The sequence below is a fragment of the Dethiosulfovibrio russensis genome (assembly GCF_021568855.1).
GTDB lineage: Bacteria > Synergistota > Synergistia > Synergistales > Dethiosulfovibrionaceae > Dethiosulfovibrio > Dethiosulfovibrio russensis.
Genome location: NZ_JAKGUG010000005.1, coordinates 61154 through 75262, shown reverse-complemented (window position 1 = coordinate 75262; position 14109 = coordinate 61154). Strand labels below are relative to the sequence as shown.

Here is a 14109-nt window from a genome sequence, read left to right as displayed (position 1 = left end):
AGCGCTATTCCTTTGACGCCTCGTTCGCTCTGGTGGCGCATTGCACCGCCAGGTCCAGCCATTCCTGACTCGCCTTGGTCTTGAGCCATTTTATGTATTCCGGTTGTCCCTTTTCTCTGAACTGATCCATCTCGTTTTCGTCGGGAGAGTATACCTCCATACCCTTTTCCTTCAGGTATTGCACCTGTTTGGAGTCAGCCGCCTCCACCTCCATGCGGCTGATGCGGTTGGCCTCCTTGCCCGCCTCGACGACTACCCTGCGATCCTCCTCGGAGAGGGAATCAAACAGGTCACCGTTCATGACCAAGAACTGATCGGAGTACTGTATATTGGCCAGAGTCATGTATTTCTGTACCTCGTAGAGGCTACCTATGATTATGTACATGGCCGGGTTCATCTGACCGTCAACGACACCGGTCTTGAGGGCCATGTAGAGTTCCGTCCAGGGGATGGGTGTTCCGCTGGCTCCGAAGGCCTTGTATATGGCCAACTGACCCTCGTCCATTCCTCTGAACTTGAGTCCCTTGAAGTCGTCCGGGCCGTGTATGGCTCTCTTCGAGTTGGTGAAGGCCAGGAATCCGCCTTCCTCGACCGCCTCCAGCAGCACCGCCCCGGTCCTGTTGCGGAACTCCTCCTGGGCTTTCTTCCAGTACTGACTTTTATCGAAGAATATGTGGGCCGCCTCGTAGGAATCGAACATGAAGGGTATGGACGAGGCGTATATCTCGGGGAAAACCGGAGCCACTCCGGCGAAGGAGGCTATATTGGCCATCGGCTGGTTAAGGCCGGTCTTCATCAGGAGCTCCATTCGCTCCTCTTCCGTCCCCAGCTGGCTATCGGGGAAGAGCTCGAAGGTAACCCGTCCCTCGGTTCCCTCCTCGACCAACTTCTTGAAGTTTTCCGCGAAGGCGTGGACTGCGTTGTCCTCCGCTTTCGGCGGTCCGTTGTAGGACATCTTCACCGTCACCGCCGTAGAGGTTACCGCGGTGAGTCCCATCAATATCAAGGACATAAGCAGTATCGTCGACGTACGCCTGAAGACTTTCACGATAAAACACTTCCCTTCGATGATATGTCAGAGCGAAGCCCTGTATCGTCAATTCTAAATACTCGGAGGTGTTTTTGCAACAAAAGATGGAGCGTACCTGAACGGCACGCTCCATCTGTATCCTTTTCTAGGCAACGTAGAGAAAGTAGGCTCCAGCTGCCACCACGAGCCATCCGCATATCTGGGAGATCACGAAAGGCCCTTTGCTGTTGTCGGTCCAGTTCATGTATCGGTCCAATCCGTTCGCGAAGGTCCCGGCCAGTAGAATGACCAAAGCGTAGCCCAGGCCGTAGAGTGTTACTATGGACGCCCCCCTGGCGAGGCTGTCCGTCGATGCCTTCATGGCTATGACCAACATAGGGGCCATATAGGCGAAGGTGCAGGGGCCAAGCGCCATTCCGGATACCGTTCCAAGAGCCAGGGCTCCTAGCAGACCCTTTTTGTTCCCGGCCTTTACGTTTCCCGAAACGAACCAGGGGATCGTTATCACGTCCAGAAGATGAAGGCCGAAGACGAAGAGCACCGCCGATACGATGTAGTTCATGGCGGAGCTGAGTCCCTGCATGAGAGCTCCTGCGGAGGCGATCACCATTCCTACCAGGGCTATATTGACCAGTATCCCCAGGGAGAAGGCTCCCGAGACCAGGAGAGCGTTCTTCGTTCCCTTTTCCTCCTGCCCCTGGATATAACCGACTACAAGTGGTATGCTCACCAAGCTGCAAGGGCTCAAAAGGACGCTGAATATGCCCCATACGAAGGCCGCTACAAGTGCCGCAGAGCCTGTGCCAGATAGGGCGGCTTGGACCGCGGCCAGTAGGTTACCCAAGGCGATACCTCCCGGTCATTTCAAGTCCTCCAGTTCGTATCCGAGCTCCTTCCAGCTGTCCTTGAGCTGTTCGGAGTTCATTATCCCCTCGTGCTTTAGGAGCACTTCTTCCTCAGGGGACAGGAATACCAATGTGGGGACCACCCTTACTCCGTATTTTTTCGCGTAGTCCATGTTCTCCATGAGGTTTATCTTTCTGACCGTTACGCCGTCGTACCCTTCCTCGAACCCTTCCAGGATTCGCGCCATCTCGACGCAGGCAGGTCAGCCCGGTGCGCTGAGGTCGAGGAGGATAGGATAATTCTCCGATGCATTGTCCTCCGCTGTAGCAGGTGTCTCCGTGCCTTTCAGTCCCTTGAAGTACAACGTTCCCCCGATGATCAGAAAGACGGTCACCAGGGTTATTATCTTTCTCGTGTTCATCTGCTCCGCCTCCTTTCGGTGGAATATCCTACGCTTATTATAAGGTATCCTCGTCGATTTAGATAGGTAAAAATACCTATCATGGTGTTTAGAGAGCTTTCTTTATTTCTCGGAATTTTTAGTGGGAGGTTTGAAATGGAGTTTATGTCGCCTAATCGCCTTGTAGGGCGTTTTGCGGAATTGGTCCGCAGGGAGTGGAACACTTTTTGGCTAGCTACCGTTGGGACTGTTCTGATGAGCTTTGCCATAGTTGCTCTCACTATTCCCTATCGTTTTGCCGGTGCCGGTCTGGCCGGAATCGCTATTTTGACAAAATATGTCTGGAATATCTCTCCTGCGTGGGTCATAGCTTTCGGAAACGTTTTTCTGCTTGGCTGGGGATGGAAGGTCCTGTCTCCTCGGTTCGTTCTCTGGACTCTTTACGTCTCTATGCTAACCTCCGGGGCTGTGGCGTTTTTCGAGCTGTTCTCCTATCCGATGCTACAGGACGAGTTTCTGGCGGCTATTCTGGCCGGTGTTTTCGGTGGGCTGGGTATAGGATTGGTGTTTCGTGTGGGGGCCTCCACAGGGGGGACCGACGTCATAGTGATGGCTGCCAGGAAGAGGTGGGGAGTCGACGTCGGTATGTACTCTTTTTACATAAACATAGCCATACTTCTCGGATCATGGTTCGTCGTAGATCTGGAGAAATTATTGCTCGGAGGCATTGCCCTGTATGTGGAGAGCTTGGTCATAGACAGCGTCCTGAAGTCCTTCGACAGGAGAAAACAGGTCACGGTGATAACGTCCAAAGACGACGAGGTCCGACGATTTATCCTCGAGATACTTGGCAAGAGCGCCACGGTTGTAAAGGCCGAGGGGGCCTATACCGGCGACGAGAGGATGATGTTTATAGTGGTCGTAAACAGGAGGCAGGCCATGGAGCTCAAGCGTTTCGTAGTGTCCGTAGATCCCAGGGCCTTCATCGTCCTATCCGACGTCGCCGAGGTGGTTGGAGAGGGCTTCAAGCACTGGAAACACATCTAAAAATAGAATACGGGAAAGAGGAGGGGAGTCCCCCGCTCTTTCCCGTATGGCTAGATGAAAGCCGATATGATTGCCGCCACGAGGAGTGCCGGCAGCATGTTCATCACCTTTATCCTCTTTATCTCCAGTATTCCCAGGCCTATCCCTATGAGCATTATCCCTCCGACCGCCGAGATCTCGTCTATCATGGTCTGGGTCATGTAAGGTTGAAGGGCACTGGCGGCAAGGGTTATGGATCCTTGATACAGGAAGACCGATATAGCCGACAGGCCTACTCCGACTCCAAGCGATACGGTGAAGGCCACCGACCCAATGCCGTCCATCAGCGACTTAGTAAGGAGGAGCCTCGGCCAGTCTCCGACCCCTTCCTCTATGGCTCCCAGTATCGCCATGGACCCCATGCAGAACACCAACGAGGCGGTCATGAATCCCTCCGTTGCGTTCCCCGACGCCCCTATCTTCTTCTGTAGGGATTCGGCTCCTCTTCGGAGCCTTCCGTCCAGATCGAGAAACTCCCCCGCTATTGTGCCTGCAACGACGCTGAACACCAGCACCAGAACGTTACCGGTGGATCCCGTCATGGACACCCCTAGCCAAAGGGTCACGAGACCGATAGAGTGAAAAGCCGCCGTGGTGACCGAGGACGGCAGGTTGGATCTGAAAGTCAGGCCGAACAACGTTCCTATGACGATAGCGACGGCGTTGGCTATCGATCCGAAGAGCGGTATATGTTCGGCTATCTGTCGCAACCACATATAGTTGCCTCCTTAAGCTCGAATATAGAAAGAGATGATAGCACACAAACCCCTCAATTGCCTCCATGTCGATAGGCTCGCGTAAAAAAACGAACAAAACGGAAAAGAATAGAACATAAAGTTGATTCCTAAGTCGGAAATAGGTAGATTGAAGACGATGGAGGTGTATTTACGGGGTTGGCGTGGTTTCGACGATACGAGTTGTTTGGAACGAAAGGAGAGATACCTGTGAGAAAATCCGCAATACGCTTCATAGGCGCTCTGGCTATTTCCGTATTTATGGTAGGTCCATCCCTCGGCTGTACCGACATCGTGGCTGGTAAGGACGCCACCGTGGACGGATCGGTGATAACTTCCCATACCGCCGACGGTGCCTTCTACGACGCCAGGGTCAGGATTATTCCCGGAAGGACCCATGAGAAAGGCGAGACCGCTTCGGTGTTTTGGAACATAACCAACGAGGAATACGGTCCAGCGGTCAAGATAGGTGAGATCCCCCAGGTGGAGAAGACCTATTCCTACTTCCACGTGGGATATCCCTTCATGAACGAGCACGGAGTGGCCATAGGAGAGACCACCATCGGTCAGAAGGAAGAGCTCAAGACCTTCCGCCCCGACGCCAGGGCCATCATGACTGTGGAGCAGCTGGAGGTATTCGGCCTTCAGAGGGGTAAGACGGCCAGGGAGGCCATAAGGGTTATGGGAGATCTGGCAGAGAAGTACGGCTTCCTTCCCTCCTGCGGCAGCGAGGGAGAATGTCTCTCCGTGACCGACTCGGAGGAGGCCTGGATATTCGAGCTTCGCAGCACCGGCATGATGTGGACTCCCGAGAGCGGCAAGCCCGGAGCCATATGGGTCGCCCAGAGGGTCCCGGACGATATGGTCGTCGTGGTCCCGAACATGAGTCGTATTCAGGAGATCGATCCAGACGACAAGGATAATTTCATGGTCGCCGAGGGGTACAGGCAGTTTGCCATAGACATGGGATGGTACGACCTCGAAGGGGGCGAGCCCTTCATCTGGCAGAGGGCCTATTCTTCCCTAACCGGAAACGACGACTGGGCCCTTTCGTCCATGTGGGTCCGCAACAGGCTTCACACGATCCACAAGATCCTGGCTCCCTCCAGAGAGTGGGATCCCAATGCAGAGACCATGTCCTATCCCTTCGCCATCAAGCCGGAGAAGAAGATATCCGTGGCTGACGTGATGGAGATGCTCAGAAGCCACATGACCGGAACCCCCTTCGACATGTACGAAGACGGGGCCTGGTACGTCAGGGACGGAGAGAAGTGCGTCAAGAGCCCTCTGGCAACCCCGTTCCCCAACAGGGACGTTCGTCGCCTTCTGGGAATCGATTACAACCGTCCCGTCTCCAAATGGGACTGTGCCTACAGCTTCGTCTCCCAGGCCAGGAGTGACGTTCCGGATGTTATGAGGACCATTCTCTGGTTCGGCTACGATAACCCCCATACCAGCTGCTACGTGCCCATATACAACGGCGTGACCGACACAAAGGAGAGCTGGAGAACCTTCGATCGCGAACAGTTTAGCCTCGAGTCGACCCAGTGGGGGTTCATCCTCTCCGATGAGCTGGTAAACCATCGTTACGGCGATGCCATGACCGATCTTAGAGCTGTGAGAGATCCCATGGAGAAGGGGTTCTTCGATCGCATAGCCGAGGTGGACGCCAAGGCTGCCAAGCTGTACAAAGAGAGTCCAGAGAAGGCCAGGGAATACCTCACCGATTTCACATTAGAGTGCATGGACCAGGTGGAAAGAGCCTGGTGGGGGCTTAACTGGAACCTCATAACCAAGTATAACAACAACAAGTTCCACTGAAAAAAGGGGTTGACTGTATCGGTCGGTCTATGTTATCTTGCCTGATAATCAAGACAGATGAAGGGAGATAGTCATATGTACGTCCGTCTAGAAGCTCTCAATTTTTTCAGCTGTTGTTGTCGGTGGATGAACTACTGATCCGCCGCAGTCGTGGACTGCGGGGCATATTGGCCCGTTGCGGTCCGCGAGACGGATACGACAACTCTCTTGACGAATATACCCGGTAATACGGGATCTCAACGGGATCGCCCTGTAAGGGCGGTTCCGTTTTTTTGTTTCGTCTTCGATCGCTACGGTTTTGTCTTTTTCGGGAGGTCTGAGCCATGAAAAGTGAAAACAAGGGTTTTTTCGGTCGTCTGATCGAGGACGTGGAGGTAATCAAAAGAGAGGATCCGGCTCTTCCGGACGGATGGCTAGGCGTTTTGGAGGCGCTCCTATGCTATCCCGGTATTCACGCCATATGGGCTCATAGAGTCACCCATCGGATGGGTCTTTGGAGAGTTCCGCTGGTTCCCAGGATAATAAGTCAGCTTGCCCGATGGTTCACCGGAGTGGAGATCCATCCCGGAGCCGTCCTCGGCAGGAGGGTCTTCATAGATCACGGAATGGGGGTCGTGGTGGGAGAGACCGCCGAAGTGGGCGACGACGTGGTCCTGTATCATGGAGTGACCTTGGGCGGCAGAGGAAACGTGAAGGGAAAGAGACACCCGTCGATCGGGAATGGAGTAATCATAGGTGCGGGAGCACTGGTCCTCGGAGCTGTGAAGGTAGGAGACGGAGCCCGTATAGGGGCGGGCAGCGTGGTGTTGGACGATGTTCCCTACGGTGTAACGGTAGTTGGAGAGCCGGCAGGAATAAAGGACGGAGAGCCTCGGCTTGCGGTAAAGGTGGCCGAGTTGGAACGTCGTCTAGCCGACATGGAGGCCTCGATGGCCGGGATTGGAAAAAACATGGAGGTCGCGTGATGAGATATAAGGTGGACGAGCTGGTCAAGTCGAAGGCCATAGGGGAGAGTCCTATGATCGTGGTGCGTCCCTTCGAGGACGGTGCGGAGATAGCCCTGAAGATAGAGGGGAACGGCGTAGGAGGGTCCATAAAGGACAGGGCCGCCTGGGGGATGCTCCGTCGGGCGGAGGAACGAGGGGAACTCTGCGATGGGACCGTCGTGGTGGAGCCCACCTCGGGCAATACCGGAATAGCTCTGGCCATGTTGAGTCGAGGTCTGGGGCTCAAGGTAATGCTGACCATGCCCGAGTCCATGTCGGTCGAGCGGAGGTCTTTGCTGAAGGCTTACGGAGCCGAGGTCGTCCTTACTCCCGCAGGAGAGGGTATGATGGGGGCCGTCCGAAGGGCGGAGGAGCTGGTAGCGGAGATCCCCGGAGCCTTGACGATGGACCAGTTTTCCAATCCCGGGAACCCCTGGGCCCATAGGGTGACCACCGGTCAGGAGATACTCCGTGATCTCTGGGGAAGGCGGATAGATGCCTTCGTGGCGGGGGTCGGTACCGGCGGTACCTTGACCGGAATCGCCGAAGCCTTCAGAGGGGCAGGACGTTCTTTTTCGGTGGTCGCTGTGGAGCCTAAGGGAAGCTCCGTGCTGTCCGGAGGCCGTTCCGGTTCTCACGACATCCAGGGCATCGGAGCCGGCTTCGTTCCCAAGGTCCTGGACGTCGATTTGATCGACGAGATCGTCGCAGTAGACGACGAAGAGGCGAGGGATGGAGCCAGGCTGCTGGTCTCTCGATGGGGTCTCCTCTGCGGAATATCCTCCGGGGCAAATCTCCACGCCGCTGTGGTGAAGGCCAGGGAGATCGGCCCCGAAGGTTTGGTGGTGACGGTTTTGCCCGACAGAGGGGAAAAGTATCTCAGCACGGGGATGTTCTCCTAGCGCTTCAGTCCCAGCGAGATGATGATCTTGAAGGCGTGCTCCGGAGATATGTTTACGTAGGTTATGTCATCCTCGCAGAAGAACATGACTATTCCGGATGTAGGGTTGGGGGCCGTGGGCATGAATATGCTGAGCATAACTCTGCCGTCCGGCTCCACGTCCCTTCTGGTGACGAAACCCAGAAGATGCCCCGGGCCCATGGGTATCCGCACCACCCCCAGATATGCGTCGGTCTTCCCTGTCCCCGTGAAGGATCCGACCAGGTCCTTTATGGTCTCGTACCAAGACCCGACCAAAGGGATGGCCACTATGGCTCTCTCCAGCGAGTTCAGGGTCCATCGTTCTCTGCGGGCGAACTTGCTCCCGGCGTAGGTTATCACGAATACTATGGATACGAACATGATCATGGTCATCTCCACCGATTCGGTGAAGCCGAAGAGTATCTTGGCGACGGTGGTCAAGGTCTGCACCAGGAGCCTTACTATAAATATGAGTATGGCCAGCGGCAGAAATACCAGAAGTCCTGTGACGAAGTTTCTCCCGAATCTCTTCAGGAGGGACGGTTTTTTCTCTTCCTCTTCCTGCATCGGTCTTTCCGTTTCCGTCATCTGCGGTCGCACCTTCTTTTTCTATCGGAAGTAATCGAACAGTACCCCTACCGGGTAGCCGTTGACGCATTTATGGGCGTATCGCATATATATGCTTCTCTTGCCCTCGAAAAGTTCGTTGGATTTTATGCCTAGCCTTACGGATTCGGACGCCTCTATGAAGGCCGCCAGCTTGTCGCAGGATTCGATTATCCTGCCGTCTATGGGGTTCAGCTCGTCTCTGTCCTGATCCTCCCCTATGTCTCGGTCCAATATCGTCGGGGCCGTCTGCCCTTTCGGCCATATACGGTTCTCGAATTCGTCCTTCACGAAGGTCAGCATCTCGGGATGCCACGATTCGGGAAGTAGAGGGAGCACGTCGGTGGCTATGGCCTCCATCTCAAGCTCCTTTATCAGCTGGTCCAGCCCCTCCACGGATCGCTTTACCGGGGATATTATGTCCCTGGTCAGGATCTCGGGAAGATCGTGGAATAGCCCTCCGTAGAAGGCGTTGTATCTTCTTCTGAAACATCCCCCCGTCTCCAGCACGACCAGCCATGACAGGACGGCTACGAACAGAAGGTGCCCTAACACCGAGGTCTGAGGGATCCTTGGAGTCTGAGCCCATCTTTTCTGGAACCTGAGCTGGCCGACCAGGGAGATGAATCCGGCCAACCCCCTGTCGCTCTCCGGGAGACTATCGCTCATTATAAGCTGCCTGACCCCCTCTATGTCCATATGTTCTTTTACCTGTCTTTCGATCTCCTCTTTGGTCCTTTCGATGTGAAATATGGGACGGCTCCAGCCGTATATGAACTCGAACTCCCATTTCGTAGCCAGATAGTGGGCGGCCTGGAGATATCTTTTCTCTACTCTGTGGTCGTCCTCGTCGAAATAGGTCCGACACCTGTCTGCGACTCCGCCCGGAAGAGGTGACAGAAGCGGATAAAGCCTGTCCATGACCCATCGATTGAGGTCTTTTCTCTGGGGCTCGTTCGCCATCAATCGATGGAAGACCGGAGGTTTTATGTCTGTGACCACGACCCTGTGAAGGTATTCGAACACTCCTCCCTCTATGATCGCGTTCCAGTCGACCTCCGCGCCTCTGTCCTCTTCGTAGCGGCCTATGACGTAGGCTATGACGAACTTATGGGCCTGTTTAGCCATCTCGGTAAACTGAACCGGTCTGGGATGGTCGTTCCACCTCTCTATACTGGCCGCTGAGAATATCAGCTCTATAAGGGAACGGGTTATCATGGTAAACCTCCTTTTTCTCGATTCTACAGTAGAGATTATAGCCCTTTGAAGGTGAGGTATGCCATGTTATGCTGTTATATGATCGGAAGGAGGCCTGTTTTTACATGAAAAAATTTATGTTTTCCATGGTTTTGTGTCTAGCTATGTCGCTTTCGCTTGAGGTCTCGCCGTCGTTCTCCTCGGAGGTCGAACGACTTTTCTGGGAACGTCGATGGGACGAGTTGGCCTCCGTGACGTCGGAGGACCTGTCTCCCAGGGAGATGTCTATGTTGGCCAACGGTCTCTGGACGAAGGGCCGTTGGGAAGATTCGCTTGCTTTGATGGATGAGGTGGGAGACCGTTACCCTGAGGAGATCAGACCCTACGCGTCGATGCTGAGGGTGTTGGCCCTGGAGAGGATCGGCGATCCGAAGGCCGCCTACGGAGAGGCATTGGACCTCTATCTGTCCTCGCCGCCCGAGGATTTGACCTACTACGTCTGCTATGCCCTGTCGAGGCTCACCGGCAACGAGGAGGAAAGACGTAAATGGATGCGAAGGATGCTCTCGGCCACGGACGACTCTACATTGAAGGCCAAGACCCTGGACGATCTGATGGATTTTCCCGATCCCTCTCTCTCGGACGCCTCGGCGGCTCTCAGGATAAGGCCCCTCAACTCCAGGGCCTTGAAGCTTTTCGAGAAGGCGCCTCCGTCCCGGGAAAAGTCTTACCGTCTGGGATACGCCGCCTATCTTCGTGAGGATCACGACAAGGCGGTGAAATATCTGGCTCAGGTCCCCCTGAGCGGTTCCTTCTCACAGAGCGCCCTCTACTATAGGTCCATGGCCCTCTATCGGCTGAAGCGTTATGGAGAGGCCCTTCCTCTGTTGTCCAGGTTGATCTTCATGGATGACAGCGATTACGTTGTTCGGGGCAGCAGGAGGATCGCCCTTATAGCCAAAAGAGGACATATGGAGGAGGCGGAGAAGATCCTCTTCAGGGCCTCCAGAGAGCTCTCCGGAGACAGGGCTCTGTCTGCGGAGAGCTCCTACGCCGGGATCCTCTCCGGAGAGGCTAAGACTGACGAGGAGGACAGGATCCTGAAGCTTTACCCCCGATCCTCCGAGGCAAGCTCGATCCTGTGGGACAGGGCCTGGGTTCGTTGGGACAAAGGGGACTACGAAGGGGCTCTCTCCTTTTTCGAGAAGGCGTCGAGCTCCAAGGGAATGGCCCCGGCGGAGCACCTTTACTGGAAGGGCAGATGTCTGGAGAGGCTGAATCGTCCGGACGAAGCGGTTAAGTCATTCAAGGCACTCTCGGAAAACTATCCGTTGTCGATATATTCCTATCTCGCCTTTCCCGGCGACCCCGTATCGATGGTTCCGGGAGCGGGAAAGTTAAAGAGGGAGAAGTCCGAGCTGGAGCGTTGGGGGTTCGTCATTCACGCTAAGATGCGTCTTTCCGGTAGCTCAGATCCTCAGAAGAGGTATAACGGAGCCTGGTTGGCGGCGTGGATGGGCAACGAGGACGAGGCCTTTCGGGCCGCCCGTTCGCTGGCGTCCTATGCAGTAGGGCCCGACGGGGTTTACAGGGATCTGGCGAAATTCCTATATCCCAGGCCCTACAGGGATGTCGTGGAGGAGATGGCGAACCGTTTTCAGGTGGAACCCGCCATGATATGGTCCATAATGAAGCAGGAGAGCGCTTTCAACCCCTCTGCGGTGAGCTGGGTAGGGGCTTCCGGGCTTATGCAGCTGATGCCCCGTACTGCTAAGTGGGAGGCGGATACCCTCAAGATGGGAACATACGATCTGTTCTCGGTGAGGGATAACGTAACCCTCGGTACCGCCCATATCTCCAGGTTGCTCCGTTCCTACAGAAGGTTGGAGTGGTCGCTGGCGGCCTATAACGCCGGTAGCGGCAACGTCAACAAATGGAACAAGTCTTTCGGAGACAGATCCCTGGACCTGTGGATGGAGGAGATACCCTTCACCGAGACCAGAGGATACGTGAAGAAGGTCATGGGAAACCTATTCGTTTACCGGCAGCTCTATGGAAAAATCGATAAGTAAGACGTACGAAAAAGCGCTCGCCTCTAAGGGGCGAGCGCTTTTATCGTCTATATCTTTTGTTTTCTCCTGGCCTTGGCGGCATACATCCTGTCGTCCGCCACCTTTATGATCTCCTCGATGGTCTCTCCGTCGTCGGGGAACCCCGCTATACCGTAATCGAGAGCTACCGGATGGGGAAAGTCACGTATCGCCACCATCTGACTGGCCCTGGATAGCACTACCTCCGCTTGTTTGGGAGACGTGTTCGGCAGGTACACAAGGAACTCGTCCCCTCCGTATCGGGCCACCATGTCGCAGATCCTTATGCTTTCCTTCAGGACGGAAGCGATTTTCTTCAGGGTCTCATCTCCGGCCTCATGGCCGTAAAGATCGTTCACCAGCTTGAACTCTCCCAGGTCTATTATTGCCAGGCTGGCCTTCTCTCCGTAGCGTTTTATCCGGTTGTTCTCGCTCTCCAGGTGTTTGAGTATGTACCTTCTATTCCATATATCGGTCAGAGGGTCTATCAGTGCCTCTCTGGTCCTCTTGTCCATCACCTCCAGCAGGACGAGCAGTCCCGCCAGATGGTCCGACAGTATGGAGATCTTCTTGATCTCTCTTTCTTTAGGCTCTACCACCGACAGGACCGAAAGCACGCCGAGTTTTCTTCCCTTGAAGGTCACAGGGACGGACAGTTGTGTGAGTCGATCTTCCCGCTGGAGGACGAGGGGGTGCTCAGTGGTCACAGCCTGGTCCTCGGTCTTAACGTGAGGTCTTTTTCTGTCGCCGCTGCTGAACAGTTCCGATCCTTCGTCGTCTCCGGATCTCAGAGACACGAAGGCGCTTCGGTAGTCCATTTCCTCGGTCAGGGATTCTATAAGAGAACGTATCAATTCCGACTTGCTTCCGGCGGAGGTCAGCTTTTGCACTATACTGTGTAGGTTTTCCAGCTGTAACGTCTCCTCCTGGAGGGCCAACTCGACCTCTTTTCTGTCGGTGATATCTCGGGCGACGCCCTGTATCTCGACGAGTTTCCCCTTTTCGTCGAAGATCCCTCGGTTCGACCAGCTTAAATATCTCGTCGAACCATCCGGCATGGATATTCTCTCCTCGTTGAAGTTGAACGGGTTCTCTGTGGATATGGACTTGAACAACTCCATAGAGATACGGGCGTATCTCGAGTCCCTGACCGATCCCAGAGGTTTGCCCAGTACGTCCTCTCTCTTAAATCCGAAAAAGCCGCAATAGGCGTCGTTGACGAAGGAGAACCTTCCGTCCGTGTCGAAACGGCTAACCAGCTCGAACTGATCGTCGATTATGGTCTGGTATCTTGCCTCGCTTTCCCTTAGCTTAGCCCGGTGTCTTCTGTCGGCTACCCAAAGAAACGAAAGAGACAGAGAGCTGAGGAGCATGAGCCCCAGGAGAAAACGCAGTGTCCTGTCCTCCTGCACTATGGCGTCTACGTCCTCTTCAGGAGTAGACAGAACCAGTAACAGCTTGCGATTCAATATCCTGAGAGTATCCCAGGCCACCAGCTTTCTGTCCTGCCCCGAGCCGTAGTTTTCGTAAAGGGAGCCCTCTCCGCTGGGGTGCCTCATCATGGTATCGATGGCTTCTCCGTCTCCTGTCAGAAAGGATGATGCCGAAGATCCGATCAGAGACGGAAACTGGTGGTAAAGGATCTTGCCTCCTTCGTCGACGAGGTATGCCCATCCGTGAGCCCCTCCTCGAAGGGGCACTACGTAGCGATCTATGGCCGGCAGCAGGTCAAGGGCTACGACCATATGTCCTTGAGGTTCTCCATGGCCTGAGAATATATCGAAGGTAATCACCATTATCGGGTGTCTATCCACTATGTCCACGGTATCCACCCTTATGGGGGAGGCTTTTCTGGAGCGGTCGTCCATCCCCAGTGCCATGGCCTCTCTGGCCTTTCTGAGGGCAGCCGGGCCGGGGGAGATAAGGCGGTTGTAGGAGTATTCCCATCCTGTGCCGTCCTTCAGCTTCAACAGGACCGCCGCAACGTCTTCGTTGGCATGGACCATCAGGGAGAGTCTCTCCTTGATAAAGTCCGTGGCGTCCATCTTTATGGCCTGAGGGAGAGATGTATTGGTGAGGCTCGACAGCCTGCTTATGAGGGACCTTAGCCTGTCCTCCATGGCCTCCCTTCCTACCATTATCTGGCGACTTTGCTGTATGTTGAAGGTCGATTCGTGTCTCCCTATAGCCCTTCGGTCCATCCAGATCTGGGTCGATATGAAGGTGACGAAAACCAGCATGCTCAGGAAGATCTGAAGGGTGTTTTTCTTCAGATCCGGGAGAGTCTCCTCTTTTATGTCGTCGCGGGTAAGGGTGAAGAAACTGTCTTTGTCTCGTCCTTCCCTGTTCAAGCTGCATCACCTCCCGGTTCATCGCGGATAGGAGCGGACC

13 protein-coding genes are annotated in these 14109 nt (G+C 54.9%); 5 read left to right on the top strand and 8 right to left on the bottom strand.

Annotated features, from left to right (window positions below):
- Window positions 1–4: 4 nt before the first annotated feature.
- The 4 genes from L2W48_RS07045 to L2W48_RS07030 all read right to left on the bottom strand — a co-directional run bounded on the left by L2W48_RS07045 (window position 5) and on the right by L2W48_RS07030 (window position 2297).
- Complete coding sequence (locus tag L2W48_RS07045) at window positions 5–1048, bottom strand: TRAP transporter substrate-binding protein (protein WP_236099434.1); 1044 nt, start codon at window positions 1046–1048, stop codon at window positions 5–7.
- Between the two features lie 127 nt (window positions 1049–1175).
- The gene (locus L2W48_RS07040) at window positions 1176–1874 is read right to left on the bottom strand and encodes a cytochrome c biogenesis CcdA family protein (protein WP_236099435.1); all 699 of its coding nucleotides are present in this window, start codon (window positions 1872–1874) and stop codon (window positions 1176–1178) included.
- A 15-nt stretch (window positions 1875–1889) separates the two neighbouring features.
- Window positions 1890–2123, bottom strand: coding sequence for a thioredoxin family protein (locus tag L2W48_RS07035; protein ID WP_236099436.1), 234 nt, complete (start codon window positions 2121–2123; stop codon window positions 1890–1892).
- Between the two features lie 15 nt (window positions 2124–2138).
- Complete coding sequence (locus L2W48_RS07030) at window positions 2139–2297, bottom strand: hypothetical protein (RefSeq protein ID WP_236099437.1); 159 nt, start codon at window positions 2295–2297, stop codon at window positions 2139–2141.
- Between the two features lie 135 nt (window positions 2298–2432).
- Between L2W48_RS07030 and L2W48_RS07025 the strand changes: the two genes are divergently transcribed.
- Window positions 2433–3323 (top strand): YitT family protein, encoded by an 891-nt coding sequence (locus L2W48_RS07025; RefSeq protein WP_236099438.1) that lies wholly within the window; start codon window positions 2433–2435, stop codon window positions 3321–3323.
- Between the two features lie 50 nt (window positions 3324–3373).
- On the opposite strand, the gene L2W48_RS07020 is transcribed toward L2W48_RS07025, so the two are convergent.
- Window positions 3374–4078 carry a DUF554 domain-containing protein gene (locus tag L2W48_RS07020; RefSeq protein ID WP_236099439.1) on the bottom strand — a complete coding sequence of 235 codons (705 nt, stop codon included), beginning with the start codon at window positions 4076–4078 and terminating at the stop codon, window positions 3374–3376.
- A 228-nt stretch (window positions 4079–4306) separates the two neighbouring features.
- Here L2W48_RS07020 and L2W48_RS07015 point away from each other — a divergent pair, with 228 nt between their 5' ends.
- From L2W48_RS07015 to cysK, 3 genes are all read left to right on the top strand, one after another.
- Complete coding sequence (locus L2W48_RS07015) at window positions 4307–5917, top strand: dipeptidase (protein ID WP_407928679.1); 1611 nt, start codon at window positions 4307–4309, stop codon at window positions 5915–5917.
- Between the two features lie 323 nt (window positions 5918–6240).
- The gene (cysE, locus tag L2W48_RS07010) at window positions 6241–6882 is read left to right on the top strand and encodes a serine O-acetyltransferase (RefSeq protein WP_236099440.1); all 642 of its coding nucleotides are present in this window, start codon (window positions 6241–6243) and stop codon (window positions 6880–6882) included.
- The gene (gene cysK / locus L2W48_RS07005) at window positions 6882–7805 is read left to right on the top strand and encodes a cysteine synthase A (protein WP_236099441.1); all 924 of its coding nucleotides are present in this window, start codon (window positions 6882–6884) and stop codon (window positions 7803–7805) included. Before cysE ends, cysK begins: the two co-directional genes overlap by 1 nt.
- On the opposite strand, the gene L2W48_RS07000 is transcribed toward cysK, so the two are convergent.
- The gene (locus L2W48_RS07000) at window positions 7802–8413 is read right to left on the bottom strand and encodes a DUF502 domain-containing protein (RefSeq protein WP_236099442.1); all 612 of its coding nucleotides are present in this window, start codon (window positions 8411–8413) and stop codon (window positions 7802–7804) included. The two genes, cysK and L2W48_RS07000, sit on opposite strands and share 4 nt — an antisense overlap.
- Before the next feature lie 21 nt (window positions 8414–8434).
- A complete protein-coding gene (locus L2W48_RS06995) occupies window positions 8435–9649 on the bottom strand; it encodes an HD domain-containing protein (protein WP_236099443.1) in 1215 nt (404 codons plus the stop codon).
- A gap of 104 nt (window positions 9650–9753) precedes the next feature.
- Here L2W48_RS06995 and L2W48_RS06990 point away from each other — a divergent pair, with 104 nt between their 5' ends.
- On the top strand, window positions 9754–11700 hold the full coding sequence (locus L2W48_RS06990) for a transglycosylase SLT domain-containing protein (protein WP_236099444.1): 1947 nt from the start codon (window positions 9754–9756) through the stop codon (window positions 11698–11700).
- Window positions 11701–11747: 47 nt separating this feature from the next.
- Here L2W48_RS06990 and L2W48_RS06985 read toward each other — a convergent pair whose 3' ends face one another.
- Window positions 11748–14069, bottom strand: coding sequence for a diguanylate cyclase (locus L2W48_RS06985; RefSeq protein ID WP_236114870.1), 2322 nt, complete (start codon window positions 14067–14069; stop codon window positions 11748–11750).
- Window positions 14070–14109: the final 40 nt, after the last annotated feature.